Source organism: Alkalinema sp. FACHB-956, from assembly GCF_014697025.1.
In the GTDB taxonomy this organism is placed as follows: domain Bacteria; phylum Cyanobacteriota; class Cyanobacteriia; order Leptolyngbyales; family Leptolyngbyaceae; genus Alkalinema.
The window spans coordinates 86,308-110,177 of sequence record NZ_JACJRC010000011.1; the positions used below are offsets into that span (position 1 = coordinate 86,308).

The window sequence follows — 23,870 nt, forward strand, 5'->3', positions numbered from 1 at the left end:
GGATTCGATAACTTAAGACACTTCCCAGGGGGCAGGTTGCCGAACTTGTTGCCAAACCGGGCTATAGAGCGCCTCGTCCAGTTCCCGAGCCATTTCAATCAGTCCCTGATAACCGGCGTAGGGATGGTGGCGCTCCTGATTGATGTCGAGGAAGGGAATGCGAGCTTTCAGAGCGGTATATTGGTTCCGGCCACCCGCAATCAACATATCAGCCTTCGTCTGGTCAATCACCCGCAGGAGTTCCTGGGCATTCCCTTTCTCCATCATGATCCCATCTTTTCCCAGGAACGATCGAATACGGGCTTTGTCTTCTTCGGTACTTTTTTTGGTGCTGGTGGCGCAGACTTCCATCCCGAGATCTTTGGCGGCAGAAATGATTGACCAGCTTTTGACCCCACCCGTGTAAAGAACGATGCGCTTGCCTTTCAGCCGCTGTCGGTAGGGAACTAGGGCTTGATTCAGCTGATCCATTTCAGTGGCAATCAGTTGTTCAATCCGCTGTTGCAAATCTCGATCGCCGATCGTTTTAGCAATGGTGCGCAGGCAATGGTTCATGTCTTCCACACCATAGAACGATTCTTCGATGTAGGGAATCCCATAGCGTTCTTCCATTTTCCGAGCCATGTTAATCAAGGCTTTGGAACAAATCATCACATTCAGCTTGGCCCGGTGGGCGCAAGCAATATCGTGATAGCGACCGTCCCCCGTAATTTGTGCCAAGACTCGGATTCCTAGTTGCTCAAACAATGGCAAGACGTTCCACAGTTCCCCAGCAATATTGTATTCACCGATTAGATTAATGTCGTAGGGAGTGGTGACTTCGGGTTCTCGGGTTCCGACAACGTACTCCAATAGCGCCTCTCCCCCCAGGCGATTGCCCAAGTTTTTACTGCCGACAAAACCGGGAGAATGAACTGGAATCACAGGTGTTTCCGTTTTCTCCGCTGCCTTTTGACAGACCGCATTCAGATCATCGCCAATCAGAGCCGTGACACAGGTGGAATAGACAAAAATAGCGGCGGGTTGATAGCGCTGGTGAATTTCTAAAATCGCCTTGTAGAGACGCTTTTCACCACCAAAAATAACATCATTTTCGTTCAGATCCGTCGTGAACCCCATTTTATGAATGGTCGGCCCAGAAGATAGACTGCCTCGGCTCCCCCAGGAATTACCTGCACAGGCGATCGGGCCGTGGACTAAATGGGCTGCATCGGAGATCGGGACTAGGGCGATCATGGCTCCATCAAAGGCGCATCCTCCTTGGGCCGCACCCGGTTGAGCCTGTTGCTTACAAGATTTGTGTTTACCTTGGTGATCCTTCTTGTGATTATGTTCACAAGCAGACTCGCTCAACAGTTCGTTAATTTTGCCTTGAGTGAGTTTCATAGGAGGAGGGGAGGATGGAAAGTTTACCCAGTGTGGAAAGCAAGCGTGGAAAGCAAGCGTGGAAAGAGTGATGCAAAGATGGAATGATTACTTTAATTTTTAGATTAGCAATAGATTCGATGAAGCGTTAGATTAGATGTAGAGTAACTTATGAAATCATTAGAGGCAGTAACTGACTAATCCTGTGTTATTGTCACTGCACGCTATAAATCACTGCATTGAGTGATAGTTACGCAAATTGTTAGTCAATCGTTAGTCAATTGCTAGTCAATTGCTAGTCAATAGAAATACCGTTAGCAAATATAGGGGGTAATATCTTCACCGCAAATATCTGAGAGATAACTAAGGGCACGGAAGCGCAGGAAAACGAGTTCGTTATAGAGTGGGTTCAGTTTACAAAGCGGCGGAATATGGATGGATTGGCCGAATAACGTAAAAGTCCGTTCAAAAGGACAAGTGCAGGGAATTAAGCGACAAATCAAGTGGGCTATACGATCGCTGGAAACTTCTAGCTGGTTGATCCATTGACGTATGGGGAACCAAGGATCAAGGGTAGGATGTCTCCGATAACTGAGGGCACGATGGGTTAGTGTTGCCATGGCAAGTATCCAGAAAAGAGGAAAGAGAGGGCGAGTGAAGCGAGAATTAGATTGCTTTTCAATCTCTAATGAATCATTCATCTGATCACTCACCCATTATTGATCTGATCACGCCAGTTAATTTGTTACAGAGTTAACCAATGATGGATAAATTAAACAAATTAACAACTTACAAATTCATAACGATTAGGTTGATAGTCCGATACAAGATGTAACGACATTCCAACGAGATTAACGGATGAGATCGTAGGAAATATCAGTCTTCGCAGGAATGATCGTATTCCGATCGAGTTCATCCAGTAAGGTATTCACAACCCAGTTGAGCAAGTTAATCGTACCTTGATAGCCATAGGTAGCATAACGGTGGAGATGGTGGCGATCGAAGATAGGATAGCCAATGCGAACCATGGGAGTCTTGGTATCCCGCCAGAGGTATTTCCCATAGGAATTCCCAATCAGCAGGTCAACGGGTTCCGTGAACAGCAAAGAACGCATATGCCATAGATCACGCCCACCATGGATCGTAGCCCCTTGACCAAAGGGACTGGAATCCAACAGCGATCGTAGCTCTTTTTCAAAGGCGTCATTGCTATTGGTAACCACAATGTGAACAGGTTCCGCACCAATTTCCAACAGGAATTGGGTTAACCCAACCATCAGATCGGGATCGCCATACATCGCAATCCGTTTACCGTGGAGCCACGCCTGGGAATCGGTTAAGGCATCCACTGCGCGTCCCCGTTCCTCTTCCAATTCCTTCGGAATGGGTTTTCCTGTCAGGGCTGAGAGCTTCATCAAAAATTCGTCCGTCCCCCGAATGCCCACGGGGCGAGCCACATAGGTTTTTTGCTGCCACTCATTGTCTATGTATTCGCGGGTTTTGCTGGTGGAGTAGGCTTGGAGCGCGATCGTGGCTTCTGCGTTGATTGAATCTGCGGCCTCTTCCAGCTTGGTGCCGCCGGGATACATGTTATATTCCCCGGTGTTGGGCGAGTCTAGGTAATCTGAGTTATCCGCCAACAGCGTATAGTCAACCCCCATCAGCCCTGCAATCCGCTTAATTTCGCGCAAGTTGCCGACATAGGTTTCAAACCCAGGAATCAAGTTCACCTTGCCATTGCTGGTTTCTTGCTTTTTACCCGCAGTCAGGTTGGTTAGAATCCCCTTCATCATGTTGTCGTATCCAGTGATATGCGACCCCACAAAGCTAGGTGTATGGGCATAGGGCACAGGAAACTCTTGGGGAACGGCACCTTCTTCCTTAGCCGTTTTGATGAACGCTTGTAAATCGTCGCCGATCACCTCTGCCATACAAGTCGTACACATGGCAATCATTTTGGGCTTATACAGGTTGTAGGAGACTGCCAGCCCTTCCACTAAGTTTTTTAAGCCCCCGAAGACCGCCGCATCTTCGGTCATGGAAGAGGAAACCGCAGAAAAGGGTTCTTTGAAATGGCGGGTGAAATGGCTACGGAAATAGGCCACACAACCCTGGGAACCATGGACAAAGGGTAGAGTCGCTTCAAATCCCACCGCTGCTAAGATTGCACCAAGGGGTTGGCAAGCTTTAGCCGGATTAACCGTTAGGGATGTACGAGCAAAGTTCTGTTCGCGATATTCCCAGGTTTTAGTCCACTCTGCTATGCGCTGGACTTCTTCAGGATCGTGGCCGCCTTCAAAAGCTTTCTTAGCTTGAAAGAGGTCTTGATATTCCGGTTGGTGAAACAGTTCCGCGTGATCCTTAATTTGGTTGATGTCATTTTGAGCCATAATGGGTTCTCCAAGTTTGAGCGTGGGCGTCGAGGGTGAGGAAAGGGCAGGGGCTACGATCGATGGCTACAAGGGTTACAAGAGTTACAAAGGCTCTAGGGCAAGAGCTTCAGAATAAGAGCTTCAGAAAAGAGCTTCAGAACAGGCTGCTACTTTTGCCAAGGGGCACCAATTAAGCTCCAGGTTGGGCTATTCAGGGCCAAATCCATATCACGGGCAAAGATGGCAAATCCGTCATAGCCGTGGTACGGGCCAGAGTAGTCCCAGGAGTGCATTTGGCGGAAGGGGAGGGCCATTTTCTGGAAGACGTATTTCTCTTTAATCCCAGAGGCAATCAGATCCGGTTGCAGGGCTTTAACAAACTGCTCAAACTCATAGGCCGAGACATCATCGTAAATCAAGGTGCCGTTTTCTACGTAATGGGTCGTGCGCTTGTAGTCATCGTTATGACCAAATTCATAGCCCGTTCCCACCAGTTTCATCCCCAGGTCTTGGAAGGCAGGAACCACGTGGCGGGGACGCAGTCCACCCACCATGAGTGCTACGGTTTTACCTTCTAGGCGCGATCGATATTTGGCGATAACCGCATCCGTTTGGGCTTGGTATTTTGCAATGACGGCTTCTGCGTTGGCCTGAATGGTTTCATCAAATTTGGATGCAATTTCTCGCAGCGATTCCGCAATTTTGGTGGGGCCGAAGAAGTTGTATTCCAACCAGGGAATCCCATAGGCTTCTTCCATGTGGCGGCTAATGTAGTTCATGGAGCGGTAGCAGTGTACCAGATTGAGTTTAACGCTGGGGGTCAACATCATCTCATTCAGCGTCCCATCCCCAGACCATTGGGCTACTACACGCAGGCCAATTTCTTCTAGCAGAATACGGCTTGACCAAGCATCCCCCCCAATGTTGTAGTCCCCAATAATTGCCACATCATAGGGCCCCGGTTCAAAGCCCAGGGTGCCTTCTTTTTTGGCCTTGTCCGACTTGGGAAATACCCAGTCCCGGATGGTGTCGTTGGCGATGTGGTGGCCGAGGGATTGGGAAACACCTCGGAAGCCTTCACAACGGACAGGAACCACGGTTTTCCCGGTGTCTTTAGCTTTCTTCTTCGCGACTGCTTCAATATCATCTCCAATTAACCCGATCGGGCATTCGGATTGGATGGAAATGCCACGGTTGAGGGGAAACAGCGCTTCAATTTCGTCAATGAGTTTGGCCAGTTTCTTATCCCCACCAAACACGATATCGCGTTCTTGGAAATCAGAGGTGAACTGCATCGTACCAAAGGAATCAATCCCTGTGGTTCCGATGTAGTAGTTCCGTCGTCCAGACCAGGAGTAATAGCCACATCCCACGGGGCCATGGCTGATGTGCACCATATCCTTAATTGGCCCCCAAACCACGCCCTTAGAGCCTGCGTAGGCACACCCTCGGGTGGTCATCGTTCCAGGAACCGATTTGATGTTGGACTTCACCCCACAATCCGATTTACCTTCTTCGTAAACGTTGAGGTGCTTGGCCCGCTTTTTCTGAGCTTTATCAGGATAGGCTTCTAGAACCTCTTGAATTAAGGCTTTAGGGTCTACTTCAGGCTGAACAGTTGTATCTTGATCTAGTGCCGGGGATGCAGCAGGGGTCATAATGTCTCCTCGTAATAGCTAGATTGGGAGAGAGTAGTTGGAAGAAAGCAGGCAATACTGAAGTGAAAGAAACGGAAGTGAAAAAACAGAAGTGAAAGAAATAGGAAAACTAAGAAATGGGAAAACTAAGAAATGGGAAAACTACGATCGTCAAATGTAGGGCAAAGAAGTGGGATTGGATAGCAACACAATTAATTTTATGCAACCAATCCCACAACAGACGGAGTTTAACCAGTGGAGTTATAGGACGAGTCTCAGGACGAATGCCTCAGCAGGACGCCTCAGCATAACACCTCAGCATGGGATCTCAGCGTTACACCAAAGTCGGCACTTTAGTTCCATCGGACTGAATCGCCTTGAGGTATTCTTCTTCACCACCCAGGATTCCGAATTCCACCAACAGTTCTTCCAGTTCATCCATGGTAATGGGGGTGGGAATGGTCAGGTTGGTGTTATCTTTGATTTTCCGAGCCAGGGCACGATATTCGTTGGCTTGATCGCAATTCGGTGCATACTCAATCACCGTCATCCGGCGCAGTTCAGCATGTTGCACCACATTGTCGCGGGGCACAAAGTGAATCATCTGAGTATTCAGCTTTTCAGCCAAGGCTTCAATCAGTTCAATTTCCCGATCGACCTTACGGCTATTACAGATCAGACCGCCTAGGCGCACCCCACCGGAGTGGGCGTATTTCAGAATGCCTCGGGCAATGTTGTTGGCAGCATACATCGCCATCATTTCACCAGAGCAGACAATGTAAATTTCCTGGGCTTTGCCTTCCCGAATCGGCATTGCAAAACCACCACAGACAACGTCCCCTAACACGTCATAGGAGACGAAGTCGAGGTCTTCATAGGCACCATTTTCTTCCAGGAAGTTGATGGCGGTAATAATGCCTCGACCCGCACAGCCGACACCAGGTTCAGGCCCACCGGATTCCACACATTTCACCCCTTGATAGCCCGTGAGCAGGACTTCATCCAATTCCAGGTCTTCTACTGCGCCGCGTTCTGCTGCCAGGTGCAGAATGGTGGTCTGTGCTTTGCTGTGCAACATCAAACGAGTGGAATCCGCCTTGGGGTCGCATCCTACAATCATGATGCGTTCGCCCAGTTCTGCCAACCCTGCGATCGTGTTCTGCGAGGTGGTGGACTTACCAATCCCACCTTTACCGTAAAACGCAATTTGACGAATATTGTCAGTCATGGAATTCTCCTACTTCGGTATGGATAGAGACAATAGATAGCAATGCTGTAAAGCCGTAACCGATCAGTAAGCAAAAACGAGATACAAAAGACAAGCCACAAAAACAAAAAACAGTCAAAGCTACAGGGGAGGAAATGGGGAACGATCAACCGTCCGTTACGTTCCCCAGCGTCCATCGGTTGGCAACATCACACGCCTTGGGAGAAATAGGCGGTGCTCGTTCACCCCAACGGGGGTGATTTAATTGGCAGTTAGTGAGCATTTTCATCAGAGGAATGATGATGGTTAACTGGAATGCAAATTGGCTAGGATGCAAAGAGGGACTACACCGCTTCCACAACTAAACTCGGGAGAACTCGTTCCTTTAACCGAGACTCGATCGCAATCTTTAACGTAGTTGTACTGGAGGAGCAGGAACCACAAGCACCCTTGAGAATGACCTGAACGACATCATCTTTGACATCGTAAAGTTCAACATCCCCTCCATCGGCAAGCAACACAGGACGCACTTCTTCGGTCAGAACTTGCTGAATGAGATTAATCTTTTGCAGTGTGGTTAAGGGGCGATCGTCCAGGACTATCGCGAGTTCGGCATTGACGCGGGCAGAGGTGGCGGCTTTTTCCGCTTGGATGGCTTGAATTAAATCTTCAATACCTGCTAAACAGGAACCACAGCCACCCCCCGCTTTGATATAGTTGGAAACCTGTTCGACCGTGGTTAAATCGTTCTCGATAATGACCCGGCGGATCTTGGGTTCACTGATGCCAAAGCAGCGGCAAACCAAGGCTCCTTCCTCTTCTTCGTGGTGTTCCACTTCAATGCCACGATATTTGTAAATGGCGGCTTCGAGGGCTTCCTGACCCATCACAGAACAATGCATTTTAGCTTCTGGTAAGCCACCCAGGTAATCGGCAATCTCACGATTGGTAATTTTCAGCGCCTCATCTAAGGTCAAGCCTTTAATCAATTCCGTCAATGCGGAGGAAGATGCGATCGCGCTGGTACAGCCAAAGGTTTGAAACCGCGCATCCAAGATTTTGTCCTGGGCAATTTCGATCTTTAAGTGGAGTCGAAGGGCGTCACCACAGGCGATACTGCCCACTTCACCGAAGACAACCGCAATGCCAGATTCGTTATCTGCGGCGATCGCGCCCTGGTTCTTCGGGTTATAAAACAAGTCTAGGACTTTCTCTGTATAATCCCACATGATGGCATTTCCTAGAAAATAATGCTGGATGAATCAAACAAGTTAACGAGGTGAGATAGAAAGGGAATTGATTTGAGATAGACGTTACAATCGCTAGGTGGCTGCACCTGCAATGGTCATATCACGCTCCTGGAGCCAGCCAGCGGCATCACTGGTAAAGGGAGACAGTTCCCGTAGGCGATTCACAATTCCCGGCATCACTTCTAGCACCCGATCGACTTCTGCCTCCGTGGTAAATCGGGAGAGACTAAAGCGAATGGAACCATGCAAAATGGTATAGGGTAATCCCATAGCTCGCAAAACGTGGGAGGGCTCTAGGGAGCCAGAGGTACAGGCCGAACCGGAGGATGCGCAAATACCGTATTGATTGAGGGAAAAGAGGATCGCTTCCCCTTCGATATATTTGAAGCCAATGTTAGTGGTGTTTGGTAAGCGTTGGGTGGGATGACCATTGATTTCACAATCAGCAATACGGCTGAGTAATCCCTGTTCCAAGCGATCGCGCAATCGTGTTTCGCGATGCATGTATTTTAACTCAAAATTTGCAATCTCAGCAGCTTTCCCTAAACCAATAATTCCAGGAACATTTTCCGTTCCAGCTCGCCGTCCCCGCTCTTGGTGTCCGCCTAACAGGAAGGCACGGAACCGAAATCCCCGTCGGACGTACAATACGCCAATTCCTTTAGGCGCATGGAGTTTGTGGCCGGAAATCGTCAATAAATCGATCGTGCTATCTTTCATAGACAGCGGCAACTTACCCGCCACCTGCACCGCATCCACATGGAATATAGCCCCTGCCGCTTTAGCGATCGCGCCAATTTGCTCAATGGGAAAGACCACACCCGTTTCGTTATTGGCGTACATGGTGGTCACTAGCGCAGTGTTGCCAGTAATGGCCGCTTCTAACTCTAGTAAATCAATCTGTCCTTGCCGATCGACGGACAAATAGGTGACGGTATAGCCCTGTTTTTCAAATTGCTTGCAGACATTCAAGACGCAGGGATGTTCAACCTGGGTAGTGATGATGTGACGGCGATCGGGTTGGGCTGCAAGGGCTGTGCGGATGGCCGTATTATTACTTTCTGTACCGCAACTGGTGAAAATTATTTCCGACTCTTCGGCATTAAGCAGTTGAGCAAGGTGCGATCGGGCATCCCGAATGGCTTTTCCCACTTGACCACCAAAGGTGTGCATTGACGATGGGTTGCCATAGTATTCGCTTAGATAAGGCAACATAGCATCGATTACCGCCGGATCGACTTTGGTAGTGGCGTTGTTATCCAGATAAATGACAGTCATCGTACAATCTCCGCAATGGGGTGGGGAGGAATTATGAACCAGGGTTTGCTGTGACGAACGATTGAGAGGCTTGAGGTGCGATCTCTTGAGGCGCAATTGATTGAGGCGCGATCAATTTGTTGTAAAACTCACGGGCCACATTTTCGATCACGTCGTAGGCTTCAACAACTTCTAGGCCAGCCTCTCGTAACTCGGCCTTGGGACATTCGCCGACTTTTGACACCAAAATTGCTTTGCAATCTGCGATCGCTTTAATAGTATTTTCGAGGGTGGCATCTTCGCCGTATCCACTTTGGCAGTAATGATCGATCTTGCGATGGCCAACAAATTGAACCGTGTTGGCATCGACTTCATAGATCATGAATTCTTTAGCATGGCCAAAGTGTTGATTCACGAGACCCCCGCCCTTAGTGGCAACGGCAACCAAAACCTTAGGACTAGCCTGAACTGCTGGAGTCGCAGGGGGCTGAGCCTTAGCCCGTTGGAGCTCTTCTCGGAATTTCGCAATGCCTGCATGGACTTCTTGGCGGAGTTCCAGATCGTATTGCGGCGTCATTTCCATGAACTTATCTTTGGTAAATTCCTGGCTGCGGTCTTCGCCCAAGAGGCCGACGGCATCCGCTCGACATTGCCGACAGTGACGCATCATTTTCATGTTGCTGTCAGCACATTGATCCTGAAGTGTTTTCAATTCCTTCGGAGTTGGCCCTCGCTGTCCAGTTAAGCCAAAGTGGGTTCCATGTTCTGGTGCGGAAATGAGGGGCATGATGTTGTGCAGGAAGGCTCCCTTTTCCCGAATCACCCGATCGACTTCCACGAGATGGTGATCGTTAATCCCCGGAATCATCACTGAGTTGACCTTACAAAGGATATCCGCTTCTTTTAAAGCCTGTAAGCCTTCCATTTGCCGCTCGTGCAGGATGCGGGCAGCTTCCAATCCTTTATACCGTTTACGGCGATAGTGCACCCAGGGATAGATCTGTGTCCCAATTTCGGGATCAACCATGTTAATGGTAATTGTAACGTGATCGACATTCAGTTGTTTAATGCGATCGATATAGTCAGGTAACATCAAGCCATTGGTAGACAGACACAGTTTAATATCCGGTGCCTTGTCTGCAATTAATTCAAAGGTACGGAATGTTTTTTCAGGGTTGGCGAGGGGATCTCCAGGCCCAGCAATCCCCAGCACGGTCATTTGGGGAATTTTACCCGCAATGACGAGGACTTTGTGGGCGGCTTCTTCCGGCGTTAACAGTTCACTGACCACCCCTGGACGGCTTTCATTGGCACAGTCATATTTACGATTGCAGTAGTTACATTGAATATTACACGCAGGGGCAACTGCAACGTGCATTCTCGCATAGTGGTGGTGAGCTTCTTCGCTATAGCAGGGATGCTTTTCAATCCGTTGCTTGATACGATCGTCGATCGCAGGAACCGGATTTGAACTCGTACAGCCACAACGACTCGAAGCAGCTTTGGCCTTGACGGTGTTTTTGGTAATCAGAATGTCCGTAGCAGGTTCCGTAGCGGAAAGATGGGGCAATCCTGAAGATGTGGGTTTCATTGACTCTACGGGGATCGGTGGACTGATAACTGCGGAATCATTGAACGGCGGAAATCATCAAGCAATGCGTCGATGGATAAAATCCAGAGCCATTGAAGACAGGTCAAATGCTGATTATGTCGAGAGAGTAGACAAACCAAAAGGGAATAGCCCCATTACCTGAACTCATTACACTTGGCTCGGGATTGCATTGAGCGTCGCGTGTGATGAAGCAGTTATAGCAGTCCCTCAAAGCAGGCAATATTGTTGAGCTTGCTTGGGATTTATTAGATAATTAAAAAACTACTCAATGCTGAAAGCTCTACCCTGAAGCGCATTCCAAAAAGAATTTGGGTAGAGGTTCTAGCATTCTTGGCTAGAGGGTTGAGTATTTATTAGGGAGAGGACCTGGTATTTTTGCACTCAGTTAAAATCCAGTTAAATCCAGTTCTAGAGGGCATTCTAGATAGATTCAACGATGGAAAACATTGAGTACTCAACTACTCGCTTGAGAGGATTGATCTTGATGTAATCCTCTTCTATGCGATCGAGTCCAAACTTTCCTCTTCTATCTTGCCAAGAAAGTGTTTCAAAGGCAAGATTTTGTATCTAACTTAACAGAACCTATTCTGTACCTTATAATACGGCAAGACTCTGATAAAAATGCAGGGTCTTTAGAAAATCTTCAACCTTAGTTTGAGTGCATATTTTTGAGTCATTTTTGAGTCACTAAGGCGGATTTTGAGTGCAAGTTTAAGTCTGCTAAAAATTGCCTAAAAAACATGGTAATTCCTTACTAGGCCAAGCTTTGAGGCTGAGTACAGGAATACTCAAACCTAGGGCTAAAAATACTCGATCGACCACTCAAAAATACCCGACCCTCACCCCGAAATTAATTTCAATTAGCCTTCTCTTGGGACATTCCAGGCTTGAGTACAAGGCTAATTATTTAATCAGCTTGAATACATATTTTCTCAGAACAAGTTTCTCGGGTACCTGATATAAGCAGGAGCAAGATAGACGTTCTGTTTAATGGTCTCTCAGATACTGAGTCTTGGGCACGTATCGAACAGATCGAACCGATCGCAAAGAGATGCAAAAGGACTTAACGATTGCAGCGATTGCAGCGATTACAGAGCGTATATTGCAGGTTCATATGGCAGGTTCATGTGGCAGGCTTATGTGGCAGTTGACATCCCCTCCCCCACTGATAGAGTCCTCTACTCCGTTGACTCCAGTGAAGCGTAGAGTCTTCCCCGTTCGACTCAATCTGGATGGATTCACGCAAATGCTTGACGATCGATTACATCGCAATCGATTACGCCTAGATCGACTCAACCTAGATCGATGGAACGCGAGTTGGCAATCTTGGCACCAGGCTTTACGGCTCATCCAGTTAGATTTTACAATCATCTTCGATCGGGAACCCTCGGCTCACCACTGGCTAGAAGTTCTCTTCTGCCACCCAGGATTTCATGCGCTCTTGCTGCACCGCATGGCCCACTGGCTCCACTGCTGTGGGATGCCCTATCTGCCCCGTATCCTGTCCCACTTTGCGCGGTGGGTTACCGGGGTGGAAATCCATCCAGCGGCGGTCATGGGGCAAGGAGTCTGCATTGACCACGGCCTAGGGGTCGTCATTGGCGAAACCGCGATCGTGGGGGACTATACCGTCATCTATCAAGGGGTGACGCTGGGGGGAACGGGCAAAGAAACGGGCAAACGCCATCCCACGATCGGATCTCACGTTGTTCTAGGGGCGGGGGCTACGATTTTAGGCAATATTCAGGTTGGCGATTGCGCCAAGGTGGGAGCAGGATCAATCGTCTTGCAGGATGTCCCTGCCCACTCGATCGCGGTGGGGATCCCCAGTCGTCTGATTGCGCCACATTTAACCCACGATCGAACAGCGATCGCAAGTGGTTCGATCGCGAATGGTTCGATCGCGAGTGGGCTGAACCCAGAACCCAGCGATTCAGAAGTTTGGATCGATGCAGAGGCGATGCTGATTCGATCGATCGTGGATCGGCTGGAGCAGTTGGAACAGGCCCTCGATCTGCTTCATCTCAATACCCTTGCTGATTCTCAATCGACTGATTTATCTATCTTCTAGAGGCTTGGCAATATCGCTATGAATTACACGCTTAATCCTTTATTGGAACAAACTCAACCATCAATGGTGATTGATAATACCAATGATTGTAACAGTACTATAATTCACATTAACGATACCACTTTGAGGGATGGAGAACAGGCCGCTGGAATTGCGTTTAATCTTCAGGAAAAGATCGCGATCGCAACATTTTTAGACTTGATCGGGGTACCGGAACTGGAAGTAGGAATTCCCGCCATGGGCCAGGAAGAAGCGGCGGCCATTCGATCGATCGTGGAATTGGGTTTGAAGACCCAACTGCTCGGATGGAACCGCGCAAAAATTGCGGATGTACAGGCTTCGCTCAATTGTGGTTTGCAACGGGTCCAGATTTCCATTCCGGTGTCGGAGGTACAAATTGCAGCTAAGTTCCATGGCCAGTGGCGTGTGATGTTGCATCAGTTACGGGAAGTAGTTGAATTTGCCCGCGATCGCGGATTGTCAGTGGCGATCGGCGGCGAAGATTCTTCTCGGGCCGATGAATCCTTTTTGTTAGATGTGGCATTGTTAGCCCAGGAATGGGGAGCCTTTCGATTTCGCTTCTGTGACACGGTGGGCATTCTCGATCCCCTCACGACCTACCAAAAAGTTAATCGCTTGGTTAAACATCTCGCAATTCCCGTGGAAATGCATACCCATAACGATCTAGGTTTAGCAACGGCGAATGCATTGGCAGGGATTCAAGCAGGGGCAAAATCGGTTAACACGACAGTCAATGGCTTAGGTGAACGGGCAGGCAATGCGGCGATCGAAGAAGTGGTGATGGCGCTGAAACGTATTTATGGAATATCAACCCATGTGGATACGAAGCGCTTGTTAGAGCTATCTCGCCTGGTTGCTAAAGCCTCAAATTGTCCGGTGCCCCCTTGGAAAGCGATCGTGGGAGAAAATACCTTTGTCCACGAGTCCGGTATCCACGTCCACGGAGTCCTCCAAAATCCAGTCACCTATGAGCCATTTGCCCCGGAGGATGTGGGCTGGGAGCGCCGTTTGGTCGTGGGCAAACATTCCGGTCGCCATCTTGTGGTGAGTTTGCTGCAACAGCAGGGTGTGTTACTGAATCCGGAGGAGGTGCAATCGTTAGTCGAAGCGGTGCGACGGCGATCGACGCAAATGAAACGCAATCTCTCGATCGAAGAGTTATTAAATTTAGTTCCCCAAGTGAGGTCGTACGCCCATGCAACTTGATGAATTGGCCATGGATTTACCCCCACGGTTTGAGATTGGCGAAAAGGTTCGCGTTCGGAAATTGATTCGGAATGATGGCACATTTCCCGGTCAGGAAATTGGAGCCACGTTAGCTAAAAAAGGTGAAATGGGCTACGTGATCAGTGTCGGGACTTTTTTGCAAACGGCTTATATCTACGCTGTGCATTTTCTGAGTACAGGTTACATTGTCGGCTGTCGTGGGCAGGAGTTAGATGCCATTGAAGGCAAGGAGAGTGATTGAAGGCAAGGAGAGTGAAGGTAATTCAGCGTTCCATTAGCGTTTGTCCGACTCATTCTTTTCCCATTAATTCTTGTAGCGTTAAGTCTTGTCCTGGTAATCCCTATCCCATTCATTTGTACGATCGGAGAGTAAATCGATGAAAGTGATGTTGCGTCAGAATTCGACGGGTACGTTATTGGTCTATGTGGCGAAGAAGGATTTGGAGGAGGAAGTGGTTTCCCAGGTGCAGGATGCGGAGGGTCGGATTCTGACGTTAGCGAATGGCTGGGAACTCGCGATCGCGAATTTAGAGGAGCCGCTGCAACTCCCGCAAACCGTAGAAGCCAAGCGCTTGGCTTAATTTTACCCACCTGGGGCATGATTTTACCCACTTGGATGAGGGTAATAACTGCCCTCGGCCTAAAGCGGATGAAGGTGAAATTGTTGGTTGCCACATTTGGATAGGTTCCTCATCTGGAGCATTCATACCACCTGAGTCTGTAAATTTAGGCAGTAATCTGATAATTCCGCATCATACCGCCATCTTCGTGTTCTAAGTTATGGCAGTGATACATCGATCGACCGCTGTAATGGGTAAACTTCATCAATAGGTTCACCTGTTCTCCCGGCATAACCATGACCGTATCTTTCCAACCATCGTCGATATACCCCGCTTTGACCGTTTGCCAATCGGTTTGCCCATTGGTTTGCCCATTAGTTTGCCCATTGGGTAAGACTTGTCGATCGATGACCTGAAACTGGACGCCATGGATATGAATTGGATGAGCCATACTGTGCGCCATGCCCATCGCATTCATTCTGAACTGTTGATTGGGGTTACGATTTGGACTTGCGTTAGTAGTGTTGATGATACTCCACTGCTCGATCGTATTCAGTTTCACGATCTCATCGTCAGTGACTGCATCCATTTCAAAGGTTCGATCGTTCAATAACCATTGCATTCCAACATTGCTAATCTTGACTCTCCGAGGATTGTTTGCATTCACGGCATCTGAAGATGTTAAGCGGGCAGCTTGGGTGAGAACGTTGGGTAACGTTAGCGATTCCTTCTCCTGACGATCAACTTTTATTTTAAGTAATGGCATTGCTGTCCCCATTTCAGGGACGTTTCGATTCATGCCCTGCATTCCTGGCATCATGCCACCCATTCCCAGAGTTTCTGCACCAGAAAACTCTAAGCTATTGAGAAAGACCTCTGTTCCAACTTTGAGCTTGCTAAAATCAGCCCAGAGATCTACCCGTTCCCCCGGAGCCAGCATGATGTAGGGCCGTTGAATCGGTTTGGGCAGTAGATGACCATCGGTGGCGATCGCGATCAGAGGTTCACCATGGCTCCACGCAAGTTTATAAATTCGGGCATTGGAGCCGTTTAAAACCCGCAACCGATAAATTCGAGTGGCGACACGCAGCGGTTCATTCCAATACCCATTGACAAGAATTTTATCACCCAAGAATCCCATCATTTGGCCCATCATTTGGCCCATCGTGCCGCCCATACCCGCATTGGGATTTCTTCCACGATTCATCATTGGCCCCATTCCAGGCATCATTCCAGGCATCATCCCAGGCATCATTCCAGGCATTCCTGGCCTGCCCTGCTGTGCCCGGTTCTGGAACCCCAGATAAAGCAACTGATTTTGCCGATCGAAGCTGCGATCCTGTAGAACGATCGGGAGGTCATAGTCACCAGTGGGCAGGTTGAGCTTGGATTCTTCCTCATCAGTCACTAGGAACAGCCCCGCCAAGCCTCGGTAGACCTGTTCGCCAGTGAGCTGGTGGGGATGGGCATGGAACCAGTTGCTACCCGCTGGATTCACCACGTCGAATTCGTAGGTATAGTGTCCCCCTGGAGCGATCGATTGCTGGGGATGACCATCCATCGCCTCCGGTACAATTAACCCATGCCAATGGATAATACTGGGCTGATTTCCCGGTAACGCATTTTCAAAGTGAATCCTCACCCGTTGGCCTTGGCGAACTCGGATGATTGGGCCGAGGTAACTATTGGGCAGAACTTGCAAACTGGTGGCATCGCCTTTTACGAGGCTAGCTTGGTAAGCCCAGACTGGCGTGGATTCTCCGGGTAGAATTTTAACGCGATCGACAACGGCTTTGAGATTAATCTCAACATCAGGGCTACGAATACTAGAAAGCAGATTTGTAGAAGAAGGAGGAGAAGAACGAGAAACCGTTTGAGTACAACTCGTTAACAGTTGGTGCAATCCACCCCCTAGGGCAAATCCACCCGTTGTTAGGATAAATCGACGCCGTGAAATGAGTCTTGTCATCAACATAGGAAACCTCTTCAAGCAGTGAATTGATTTATCGAGGCCGGGGCGATCCTAAGAACCACCAGAGTTCCATGCCCATGAGGGTGAGTCCTCCGATCGTGACAATGGCCCGATGACTCAAGGGGTGGTCGATCGCTTGAAATTCAGGGTGGGCCGCAGGATTTGCTGGGGGGGAATGCTTGTCCCCTGCTAGGCTCGGAAATCCGATCGTCAGCGCTAGAATCAGACCCATTAAACCAATGGTTTGCACCCAGCGGAACGATCGAGGCAATCGAAATGTTAGGGAAAAGAAACGCATAGTCTAGCTCCTTACTTAGGAAAGACGAAAACGACGAAGACGAAGAGCGTTGGTTACAACGGAAATTGAACTTAAAGCCATGGCTGCTCCTGCAATAATTGGGCTGAGCAACCAACCAAAGAGGGGAAAGAGAATACCAGCGGCGATCGGAATACCCGCCACGTTATAGCCAAAGGCAAATAGCAGGTTTTGACGAATATTTTTCATCGTGGCTTTGCTGAGACGAATAGTAGTAGGAATGCTACGGAGATCACCAGAAATCAGAATAATCTCAGCGGTGGCAATGGCAATATCCGTCCCGGTACCAATGGCAATGCCCACGTCCGCTTGAGCCAGGGCAGGAGCATCGTTAATGCCATCTCCCACCATGGCGACTCGTTTCCCTTCGGCTTGCAGGTGCTGGATCATTGCAGCCTTTTGATCCGGTCGCACTTCGGCTAAGACTCGCTGGATGCCGATCGACTGGGCGATCGCGTCGGCAGTGCGGTGGTTATCCCCCGTCAGCATGACGACTTCCAAACCCATTTTCTGGAGGGTGTGAACAGCTTCGGCGGAGGTGGGCTTGAGGATATCGGCAACGGCGATCGCACCTTGGATTTCACCATTGATGGCCATTAAGCTCACGGTTTTGCCTTGGCTTTCCCAGCGATCGACCTGCGTTTGAACGATCGCGGTATCCATGGCTAAACTCTCTAGCCAGCGCTGGGTTCCCACTTGAACCAACGCTCCAGCAATGGTTCCCTGAACGCCACAGCCCGGAATGGCTGCAAATTGTTCCACCGTTGGCCAAGTCGTGATCTGAGCCACTTGTTCCGCATAGTGAACGATCGCGGCGGCGAGGGGATGTTCGGATTGGCGTTCCAGTGCACCGATCAACGGTAGAATTTCAGCGGGCAATAAGGTACCGGATTTCAGTAACTCCGATCGCGTAATCAAGTCCGTCACTTCTGGTTTGCCTTGGGTGATGGTTCCGGTTTTATCCAGCACGATCGTTTGAATTTTGTGAGCCAGTTCTAAGCTATCTGCATTTTTAATCAAAATGCCATGCTTTGCCCCTTGGCCAATCCCAACAGTCACCGATGTCGGGGTCGCCAATCCTAGCGCACAGGGACAGGCAATAATTAACACACTGACCATGGTTAACAGCGCCAGGGTCACATTGCCCATCCAGTTGTACCAGAGGACGAAGGTGAAAATCGCGATCGCAATCACACCGGGGACAAACCAGCCCGTTACCTGATCGGCCAGCTTTTGAATCGCGGCTTTGGAGCCTTGGGCTTGCTGGACGAGTTGAATAATTTGGGCCAGGGTGGTGGACTCGCCAATACGGGTAGCACGAAATTGAAAGCTTCCGGTTTGGTTAATCGTAGCTCCAATGACTTCATCACCGATGTGCTTGCTGACGGGTAAACTTTCTCCCGTAATCATTGATTCGTCGATCGTGGAAGTTCCAGCAATCACAATGCCATCTACAGGAATTTTTTCGCCAGGGCGTACCACGACAATTTCATCCATCATCACCGCGTCGATCGGGATATCGATTTCCTGTTGGTTACGAATGACCCGTGCTGTTTTTGCTTGTAATCCGATTAACTGCCGAATGGCTTCCGACGTTTCACCCTTGGCCCGATTCTCCAACCAGCGACCTAGCAAGGTGAGGGTGATAATCATACCGGAGGCTTCGTAGTAAACCTCGGCGGGGAGTCCCTGGGCTTGGAAATAATCGGGCACGATCGTCACCCAGAGGGAATAGCCGTAGGCGATTAGAGTTCCCAGGGAAATCAGCGTATTCATATCGGCGCGGCGGTGGCGAAAGGCCGCCCAAGCCCCGCGATGGAAGCCAAGTCCCACCCAAAATTCGATCGGGGTGGTGATGGCTAGCTGAACCCAAGGATTGGCTAATCCTGATAACAGGGTGGGGAGTTGTATGCCAACATGGTGCAGGGTGCCGATCACCAGTAATGCACTTAGGATGCTACTGATCGTTACCTTGCGTTGGAGCGATCGCTGTTCTGCTTGGTGGGTTCTGCGATCGACATCCAGATCCTGCACGGCAGAGACGATGGGAGTGGCTTGGTAGCCGATTTCCTGAACCGTTTGCTGAATTTGATTGGGAGTAGTCTGCTGGGGATCATAAATGACTTGGGCTTGCTCAATGCCAAAATTGACAGCGCAATCCGCAACGCCCGCCACATGTTTGATCGCCTGTTCGATCGCGTTGGCGCACCCTGCACAACTCATGCCGCCCAACCGTAACTGAAGGGTTTCCATGGCGTATTTCTCTAGGAAGTAAAGGGGTCTGAATCCGGGGAAGCGGTGGAAGAATCCAGTGAAGCATCTAGATTGGGACAAATGATGCCGGGTTCCGGCTGGGGAGCGATCGACCAGTCGGCCAAAATCTGAACCAGTTCCTGGCGCAGGTTGGCCAATTCGGTCATGCGGCGATCGAGATCCGCGACATGCTGTTCCAACTTACTTTTAATATCGTGGCAGGGTAATTCTCCACGATCGTAAATGGATAGGCACTCACGCACCTCCTGGAGACTCAACCCCAAGGATTGCAAACGTTTGATAAACGCCAAACGCGCAATCACATTTGGATGAAACAACCGAAATTTTCCCTCGGTTCGGTCTGCGGCTTGTAGTAAGCCCAGTTCTTCGTAATAACGAATGGTTTTGACGGGAACTCCGCTCTGGATCGCCACTTCACCAATTTTGAGCAGAGTGATTGAGGGGTTTCGCATCACGATCGCTCCTTTCACTGAGCCTTTAGTATAAATACTCCAGTCAGCTAGAGAGTCAAGTCTAATCAGACCCAATCTCAGAGTAAATTGCAGAGTAAATTGCAGAGCAAAGATTCAGAGCAAAAATCCAGAGCAAAAATCCAGAGCAACAAAATCGATCGTCAGGTGGGATTCACAGAAGGAATCTCAACCAACGATCGGGCCTAGATTATAGCTTTTCAGTCAGTTAACTGGCTTGGGAAATGGGCAGGGAAATCGATCGCGAACTGCTCGGTGAAAAATATCGCCGTAGGTTAGAACGATTGGGGGAGGGGGAGGCCGGTTGGGGGACGGGATGGTGCTTGATTGCAGCACTTCTCAGCTTTCGCATTCCTGATTTTTCGATTTGCCGTACCCGTTGTTCACTCACTCCCCCTAGCATTTGCCCGATCGTTTTTCGACTGCGGGTATCCCCCGTTTCTAGACCATACTTCGCACTAATGGCAAAGCGTTCTTGGGTCGTTAAACAATTCATTAACGTATGAACTTCCTGGCTGATTAACTCCAGCTCCACTTGGTCTTCTGGGCCTAAATGGGAATCGGCAATCATTTCCGATAAGGGCGTTTCGTCATCGCCCACCAGCCGATCGAGGGAGGTGGTTTTGCGGGTTTGGGCCAGTAAGTCTTCTAACTGCTCGACATCCATTTCCAAGGCCAAAGCCAGTTCACTGCGGCGGGGTTGGCGACCGAGGGTTTGGGTCAGTTGCCGCTGGACTTTTTTGAACTGATTGAGCCGTTCAGTGACGTGAATGGGCAGACGAATGGCACGGGATTGCTCGGCGATCGCGCGGGTGATGGCTTGGCGAATCCACCAATAGGCATAGGTCGAAAACTTATAGCCACGATCGGGGTCAAATTTTTCCGTGGCGCGGGACAGCCCCAAGCTGCCCTCTTGGATCAAATCCATAATATCGACACCACGATTAACATAGCGTTTGGCAATACTGACCACAAGCCGCAGATTGGCTTGAATCATCCTTTGCCGTGCCAGTTCTCCTTGCCGTATCTGTTGCTTTTGTTGAGGCGTTCTTTCTGGGGCAGGAACCTCAGAAAGGCTTAACATTTCTTGGATTTGACAGGCAAGGACTTGTTCGTCTGCTGAGGTTAGCAGAGGGGTTTTTCCGATCGCCTTAAGATAATCACGCACCAAATCACTAGTCATATCACGCTTACCCAATGCTGCAAACGGGACTCTACCAACAGACGTTCCAGCAAACCCCGTGGGGACGGGGAATTTCTCTGTAGGCTGTGATATTTAGTGTCTGGGAAAAACTTGAGGAACTTGTGAAGAAGGGGAAGTCAATTACTCCCCCTTGCTGGCTGCTGAAGGGTTTATTTTTTGTCCTCAGCGGCGCTAGCCACCTTTTCCTTGAACGCCTTGCCGGCAGAAAACGCGGGCACAGTGGTTGCAGGAATCGTGATGGACTTCCCGGTTTGGGGGTTCCGGCCTTCACGGGCTTGGCGCTCGCGAGGTTCGAAGGTACCAAAACCAACCAAAGTTACTTTGTCACCATTGGCAACCGCATCCATGACTGTTTCGATCATGGCGCTGATGACTGCGTCTGCTTCTTTTTTGGTTACAGAAGCCTGTTCTGCTACTGCGTCGATGAGTTCACCTTTATTCATAGGAATCCGCTCGAATGCTAGATGTATGTGGATTTCTAGGCGATTATAGTCGCAACTATGGCAACGATCGCAAATTTTAAGTTAAAAAATTGATTTTTTTAATGGATGGAAGGGGCGAGGGGAGCGGATGACAGCCATTGGGCCCGATCGACCCGGATCCGAAAAGAATTATTTAGGATTACTAAAAGCCTTATCCTACAAGCGTTTCAGGGATTTTTTGCACTGGGGTAGAGCCAGCAATGGAAGCCAAACGCCTCTAAAGACTGTCCTCATAGGTATTTCAGCTTATTTTCCAGCAGATTTACGGGGTCGAAGATTTTCCCCAGGATTTTCTTTGAAATACAATATACTACATTTTGAAGTGCAAAATCACAGATCTTCATTACAATGGGTAAGACAATCATCCGAGCAGATGATTTTGGTAGATCTTTCGTTCCCTCGTGTGCCTTCCCCCGTGTGCGTTCCCTCGTCTTAATGAGATCGCGATTCGATCGCAAACAAATGGGTCTCATTGCAAACAAATAGGTCTCATTGCAAACAAATTAGTCCAATTGCAAGCAAATTAGTCTAATTACAAACAAATTGGGGTGAAATTCCCCTATTTCCCTTCATTCAGCTTTCGTTTACTTAATTTTTCCTCTATTCACTATGATCACTGCCCCGATCGCTCAGTCCGAGAAGCCGCTGACCCCCGAATTACGTCCCCTACAGCCCATGGAAGCGCTGCGGCGAAGTTTATGGCTCGTCTTTCAAGCTGCCCCTAGGGAATTGCGCAGTATGGCGGGATTGAACCTGCTCCTGGGCACTGGCCCATCAATTTCTTTTTGGTTGGGGAAAATTGTCATTGATGAAACCAGTCGGCTTGTAGGACAAGGTGTAGGACAAGACGCCATGACACTGCTGCTGGCCGAATCCACCTTGCTCTGGGCGATCGTGGGTAGCATTGGGCTGAACCTGGTGGTGGATTCCGTGGATTCCGTGGCGACTTCGGTCTATGCGGCCCTGCGCGATCGGGTACGGGGCTACGTGGAGAGCCAAGTGCTGCAAAAAGTTGCTAATTTCCACGATATTGCCCTCTTCGAATCGCCTCCGCTGCTGAATGTCCTGGAACTGACCCAGAAGGGCATTCAACGACTGCAACAACTCTCGTTTATTGTGGCGGGGACGCTGCGGGGGATTTTTGCCTTTGTGCCCTCGGTGGCGCTGTCGTTTGCGGTGGCTTGGTGGGTGCCGCTGCTGCTGTTGGCCTCTTCGGTACCTTCGACCTTTGTGGAACTAAAGCACCACAAAAAAAGTTGGCGCGTGGAAGAAACCCAGGCCGGGGCCAACCGGGAAATGAATATTTATAACAAAATGCTGAGCGGCGGGGCCTACGCCAAGGAACTGCGGTTATTTTCCTTGCAGGGGATAATGCTCGATCGCTGGCAGCGGCAGTTTAACGACCTGTTTACTCGAATGCAGCAGGTGCGGCAGGAAGGCGCGATCGCGGTGATGCTGTGGGCGATCGTGGGGGGCTTGGCCGGGGCAATTCCCTATATCTATATTGTGCTGGGGGTGGTGCAGGGGCGCTATACCCTGGGGGATTTGGCGCTGTACACGGGGATTCTGATGCAACTGCGCCGCAGTGTCTATATTCTAATCAGCAATATTGGCAATATTTACGATGTGACGTTGGCCACCAGTCCCATTTTTCAGTTATTTGACTTGCAGCCCGCTTTGCACAGTGGCGATCAACCGATGGTTCCGGTGGAGCAAGCGCGATCGAGCGATCGGGGCATTCAACTGCGCAATCTCTCCTTTGCCTATTCCGGCAGTGATAAGTCGATTCTGCGGCGGGTGAATCTGACGGTGAAGCCGGGGGAAATGGTGGCGCTGGTGGGGGAAAATGGCGCGGGTAAGACGACGCTCGCGAAGCTGCTCTGCCGTTTGTATGACCCGACGGAGGGTGAAATTCGTTGGCATGGGCAGGATATTCGCCAGGTGGATTTGCATGAGTTGCGATCGCGGATTGCGGTGGTGATGCAGGACTATGCCCGGTTTCCGGCGACGTTGCGGGAGAATGTGGGCTGGGGCTTTTTGCCTCAGTTACAGGAGGATCAGGCCCTCCAAGCGGTGTTACAGAATGCGGGGATTGACCAAGTCTTGAAGGAGCTGGAGCAGGGGCTGGAGACGCCGCTGGGGCGGGAATTGGAGCATGGGGTTGATCTGTCGGGTGGCCAGTGGCAGCGGTTGGCGATCGCGCGATCGTTGTTGCGCTTATCCCAGGCGGAGTTGTTGGTGTTTGATGAACCGACGGCAGCCCTTGATCCCAAAAATGAGCATGAAATTTATTCCATTTTTAAGGCGATCGCCCGCGATCGGATGGCGATCGTGGTCAGTCACCGCTTAGCCTTGGCGAAGATGGCCGATCGTATTGTGGTGCTGGAGCATGGGGAAGTGGTGGAAATGGGTACCCACGACGAGTTGATGGCCTTGGGCGATCGGTATTACACGATGTTTAGTCGGCAGGCGAGTAGTTACTTGTAACGCATCAGCTTGACCCTTGGCTTTATCCTGAGCTTTATCCTGATTTTTCTGAACTCGCGCAGGCGAGTTTTTTTGTGGGGATTTAT

At 49.7% G+C, this 23,870-nt stretch carries 19 protein-coding genes; 5 read left to right on the plus strand and 14 right to left on the minus strand.

The features are described 5' to 3' along the window. Positions 1-12 precede the first annotated feature (12 nt). From nifE to nifB, 8 genes are all read right to left on the minus strand, one after another. The gene (gene nifE, locus H6G21_RS13735) at positions 13-1,386 is read right to left on the minus strand and encodes a nitrogenase iron-molybdenum cofactor biosynthesis protein NifE (RefSeq protein ID WP_190573986.1); all 1,374 of its coding nucleotides are present in this window, start codon (positions 1,384-1,386) and stop codon (positions 13-15) included. Positions 1,387-1,679: 293 nt separating this feature from the next. Further along, positions 1,680-1,985, minus strand: a complete 306-nt coding sequence (locus H6G21_RS13740) for a Mo-dependent nitrogenase C-terminal domain-containing protein (RefSeq protein ID WP_190573987.1) — start codon at positions 1,983-1,985, stop codon at positions 1,680-1,682. Positions 1,986-2,216: 231 nt separating this feature from the next. Continuing rightward, positions 2,217-3,755 (minus strand): nitrogenase molybdenum-iron protein subunit beta, encoded by a 1,539-nt coding sequence (gene nifK, locus H6G21_RS13745; RefSeq protein ID WP_190573988.1) that lies wholly within the window; start codon positions 3,753-3,755, stop codon positions 2,217-2,219. 149 nt (positions 3,756-3,904) lie between these two features. Further along, a complete protein-coding gene (gene nifD / locus H6G21_RS13750) occupies positions 3,905-5,395 on the minus strand; it encodes a nitrogenase molybdenum-iron protein alpha chain (RefSeq protein ID WP_190573989.1) in 1,491 nt (496 codons plus the stop codon). Positions 5,396-5,708: 313 nt separating this feature from the next. Further along, positions 5,709-6,602, minus strand: a complete 894-nt coding sequence (gene nifH, locus H6G21_RS13755) for a nitrogenase iron protein (protein WP_190573990.1) — start codon at positions 6,600-6,602, stop codon at positions 5,709-5,711. Positions 6,603-6,925: 323 nt separating this feature from the next. Beyond that, complete coding sequence (gene nifU, locus H6G21_RS13760; protein ID WP_190573991.1) at positions 6,926-7,810, minus strand: Fe-S cluster assembly protein NifU; 885 nt, start codon at positions 7,808-7,810, stop codon at positions 6,926-6,928. Positions 7,811-7,903: 93 nt separating this feature from the next. Continuing rightward, positions 7,904-9,109, minus strand: a complete 1,206-nt coding sequence (gene nifS, locus H6G21_RS13765) for a cysteine desulfurase NifS (protein ID WP_190573992.1) — start codon at positions 9,107-9,109, stop codon at positions 7,904-7,906. 31 nt (positions 9,110-9,140) lie between these two features. Beyond that, the gene (gene nifB / locus H6G21_RS13770) at positions 9,141-10,679 is read right to left on the minus strand and encodes a nitrogenase cofactor biosynthesis protein NifB (protein WP_190573993.1); all 1,539 of its coding nucleotides are present in this window, start codon (positions 10,677-10,679) and stop codon (positions 9,141-9,143) included. Positions 10,680-11,946: 1,267 nt separating this feature from the next. Here nifB and cysE point away from each other — a divergent pair. The 4 genes from cysE (at position 11,947) to nifT (ending at position 14,600) form a co-directional block, all read left to right on the plus strand. Further along, a complete protein-coding gene (gene cysE, locus H6G21_RS13775) occupies positions 11,947-12,771 on the plus strand; it encodes a serine O-acetyltransferase (RefSeq protein ID WP_190573994.1) in 825 nt (274 codons plus the stop codon). 63 nt (positions 12,772-12,834) lie between these two features. Beyond that, positions 12,835-13,998, plus strand: coding sequence for a homocitrate synthase (gene nifV / locus H6G21_RS13780; RefSeq protein WP_190574051.1), 1,164 nt, complete (start codon positions 12,835-12,837; stop codon positions 13,996-13,998). Then, positions 13,988-14,260 (plus strand): nitrogen fixation protein NifZ, encoded by a 273-nt coding sequence (locus H6G21_RS13785; protein WP_190573995.1) that lies wholly within the window; start codon positions 13,988-13,990, stop codon positions 14,258-14,260. The genes nifV and H6G21_RS13785 overlap by 11 nt, the downstream gene beginning before the upstream one ends. A 136-nt stretch (positions 14,261-14,396) precedes the next feature. Continuing rightward, positions 14,397-14,600 (plus strand): putative nitrogen fixation protein NifT, encoded by a 204-nt coding sequence (gene nifT / locus H6G21_RS13790; RefSeq protein ID WP_190573996.1) that lies wholly within the window; start codon positions 14,397-14,399, stop codon positions 14,598-14,600. Between the two features lie 145 nt (positions 14,601-14,745). Here the strand turns inward: nifT and H6G21_RS13795 are convergent, their stop codons facing one another. From H6G21_RS13795 to H6G21_RS13820, 6 genes are all read right to left on the minus strand, one after another. After that, positions 14,746-16,548 (minus strand): multicopper oxidase domain-containing protein, encoded by a 1,803-nt coding sequence (locus H6G21_RS13795; RefSeq protein WP_242041819.1) that lies wholly within the window; start codon positions 16,546-16,548, stop codon positions 14,746-14,748. Positions 16,549-16,582: 34 nt separating this feature from the next. Next, positions 16,583-16,849 carry a hypothetical protein gene (locus H6G21_RS13800; RefSeq protein ID WP_190573998.1) on the minus strand — a complete coding sequence of 89 codons (267 nt, stop codon included), beginning with the start codon at positions 16,847-16,849 and terminating at the stop codon, positions 16,583-16,585. A gap of 15 nt (positions 16,850-16,864) precedes the next feature. Then, positions 16,865-19,120 (minus strand): heavy metal translocating P-type ATPase, encoded by a 2,256-nt coding sequence (locus H6G21_RS13805; RefSeq protein ID WP_190573999.1) that lies wholly within the window; start codon positions 19,118-19,120, stop codon positions 16,865-16,867. An 11-nt stretch (positions 19,121-19,131) separates the two neighbouring features. Then, positions 19,132-19,593 carry a heavy metal-responsive transcriptional regulator gene (locus H6G21_RS13810; protein WP_199307206.1) on the minus strand — a complete coding sequence of 154 codons (462 nt, stop codon included), beginning with the start codon at positions 19,591-19,593 and terminating at the stop codon, positions 19,132-19,134. Positions 19,594-19,819: 226 nt separating this feature from the next. Further along, the gene (locus tag H6G21_RS13815) at positions 19,820-20,794 is read right to left on the minus strand and encodes a sigma-70 family RNA polymerase sigma factor (protein ID WP_190574000.1); all 975 of its coding nucleotides are present in this window, start codon (positions 20,792-20,794) and stop codon (positions 19,820-19,822) included. A 170-nt stretch (positions 20,795-20,964) separates the two neighbouring features. Beyond that, a complete protein-coding gene (locus tag H6G21_RS13820) occupies positions 20,965-21,258 on the minus strand; it encodes an HU family DNA-binding protein (RefSeq protein WP_190574001.1) in 294 nt (97 codons plus the stop codon). Positions 21,259-21,906: 648 nt separating this feature from the next. Between H6G21_RS13820 and H6G21_RS13825 the strand changes: the two genes are divergently transcribed. Then, on the plus strand, positions 21,907-23,784 hold the full coding sequence (locus tag H6G21_RS13825) for an ABC transporter ATP-binding protein (protein ID WP_190574002.1): 1,878 nt from the start codon (positions 21,907-21,909) through the stop codon (positions 23,782-23,784). The last annotated feature ends 86 nt before the right edge of the window (positions 23,785-23,870 follow it).